The 2,554-nt window shown below is 43.0% G+C and carries 3 pseudogenes; 2 read left to right on the top strand and 1 reads right to left on the bottom strand.

Annotation, left to right across the window (positions count from 1 at the left end):
- Together DU53_RS09395 and DU53_RS09390 are read left to right on the top strand one after the other, a co-directional pair.
- Positions 1-924: pseudogene (locus DU53_RS09395) on the top strand (hypothetical protein); the annotation flags it as partial.
- A gap of 208 nt (positions 925-1,132) precedes the next feature.
- Positions 1,133-2,028, top strand: a pseudogene (locus DU53_RS09390) (DegV family protein).
- 341 nt (positions 2,029-2,369) lie between these two features.
- On the opposite strand, the pseudogene DU53_RS09380 reads toward DU53_RS09390, so the two are convergent.
- Positions 2,370-2,554, bottom strand: a pseudogene (locus tag DU53_RS09380) (IS110 family transposase); the annotation flags it as partial.

The raw sequence follows: 2,554 nt of genomic DNA, 5'->3' as shown, positions 1-2,554 counted from the left end.
TCTGAATACCTCCTTTTCTATCTGAGATATTCAGATGTTACTACTCAATTCTTACCGATGTTTTTGCTCATTTTTGACCGACGTTTTTACTATTTTATAATCGATGTCGACACCGTTCATCCATTTACCATAAGCCTTGGTGCCGGCGATGTAAGAGTCACCACAAAGTATGATCCGCACTTTCTACAACCGTCTCTGTACGGGACATTCCATGAAGGCGGTCACGCGCTATACGAACAAGGACTTCCTGAAGAGTTCAAATATACTCCCATATATGGAGCAGTATCTCTAGGAATCCACGAATCTCAATCCCGAATGATGGAGAATATGGTCGCACGAAGCTACGAATTTCTCAAATTCTTCTATCCTGAAATAAAAAAGGTTTTCCCGAAACAATTTGGAAGGGTTTCGCTGGACAGATTCTACCGTGCCATAAACCACGTTGAACCCTCACTCATCCGTATCGAAGCCGATGAAGTTACCTACAACTTCCACATAATGCTCAGATTCGAACTGGAAGAGGCGATGCTAAACAAATCCCTTGAAGTTAAAGACCTCCCAAGAGCGTGGAACGAAAAGATCAAAGAATATCTTGGAATAGAACCTCAGAATGATGCCGAAGGTGTCCTTCAAGATGTTCATTGGGCCAATGGAATGATAGGATATTTCCCATCCTATATGTTGGGTAACCTTTACGCGGCGCAACTCTTTGCCAAAGCCGAAGAAGAAATCCCAAAACTCAGAAAAAACATTGAGAAAGGAAACGTCGCTGTTCTCATAGAATGGTTGCGGGAAAACATTCATCGTCATGGAAAAAAATATCTTCCTGAAGAGCTCATCAAAATCAGTACAGGTGAAGAATTAAATCCCGAATATTTTATTCGCTATATAAAAGAAAAATACACAAAGATATACGAGATATAAGTCTATTTAAGAAACAAAGCCCGTTATAATTATTAAATATTGTCCGGTAGGGCATAAAAAATGTTAGTATTTGTTGTGCCCTACCGGCTATTTTCTTATGAGGAATCGTATCTATGAATTCACATTAACCGTGTTTTACAAGGTGCGTTAGCAAAAATCACAAATAAGCGTTAAAATAGATTTTGAAACCAACTTTGAAGAATGAAAAATGGAATGGAGGAGTATAAAAATGAAAAAAGTAAAAATCCTTTTAGATAGTACAGGTGATATTCCAAAAGAATGGCTTGAAAAATATGATGTTTCCATAGTTCCACTTCACATCACATGGCCAAATGGAGATAAAGAAGACGATGATACCAGAGAACTTAAAGACTTGAAGGAATACTGGAAAAAACTCAGAGAGACAGATAAACTTCCCGTATCCTCCCAACCTTCGCCGGCAGAATTTCTTGAGATATATCAAGAAGCCAAAAATCGTGGATACGATGAAATACTGGTACTCTGTATTTCAACGGCCATGTCAGGAACCTTTAATTCAGCGACCCTCGCTTCAAGAGAGATAGACATACCGATACGCGTTGTTGACACCAAAAAAGCAAGTGGAGTAAACGCCCTTGTCGCTATGCGTGCTCGTGAACTCCTGAACGAAGGGAAAAACGTTGAAGAAGTTGGAAAACTCCTTGAAAACGAAATAGCTTCAGGAAGGTTTCACGCGGTATTTTACGTTTCCAACTTCGATTATCTTGTTAAAGGTGGAAGGGTTTCAAAATTTCAAGGCTTTGTCGGAAATCTCTTAAGCATAAATGTTGGAATATACATCGATCACAAAACAGGTGAAATGATCCCCTTCAAAAAAGTCAGAGGCAGCAAAAAGGCACAGAAGACGCTTATAGAAAAGATCATCGAGGAAGTACCGGAGGTTCATCGGTTGACGTGATACTGGTACACGCTGACAACGAAGAAGGCATCGGACCTCTTGAAGAAGCTCTTAAGAAAATTTATAACGTCAGATCCCCGATAGACGTATCCTACATGGGAAAAGTCATCTCCACCCACGTAGGCCCGGGAACCGCTGGTTTCGGGCTTTACTGGAGGAAGGATTGACGGAATCCAAAACACGAGAGTCCGAGAAACCGAGAGACCGAGATGGACGCTACGCGGCTACCGGATCTCAGTTACCGGTTCTCGTTTTTAGAGCCGCAACGTAGTTGCGCATAGCCGTGACGAAGTCACGCATAGCCTGGGCGTAAGCCCAGCATAGCCCCGGCGAAGCCAGATACAGCGTCTGCAAGCGACCTGCTTTTTCAACCGCGAAGCAGTTTTCACCCACTCCGAAGGAGTGCTCACCCCTGACGTAGTCAGGCCCACCCCCCAGCGCAGCTGGGCTCACCCACGCGCAGCGTGCTCACCAGCCGCACAGCGGCCCTCTCACCTACTATGTCAAGTCAAGGAGACAGACTACCTGAAACTGTTCCCAAATGGCAGTTGGTTTGAGCAACAGAGACAGGCAGGGATAACTTTTCTTTCTTCATTTTTTTAGTCCCCGGTATGCTATTTCTTGTTGTATAATTTAACCGAGGACTCTTGTTCCCACGTGAGGAAAGGAAGAGTTCCTCATCGTAGGCTTTTA

It is taken from the genome of Kosmotoga sp. DU53, assembly GCF_001639905.1.
Lineage (GTDB): Bacteria > Thermotogota > Thermotogae > Petrotogales > Kosmotogaceae > Kosmotoga > Kosmotoga olearia.
The sequence above is the reverse complement of the archived record's forward strand: the minus strand, read 5'-3'. Positions and strand labels throughout refer to the sequence as shown.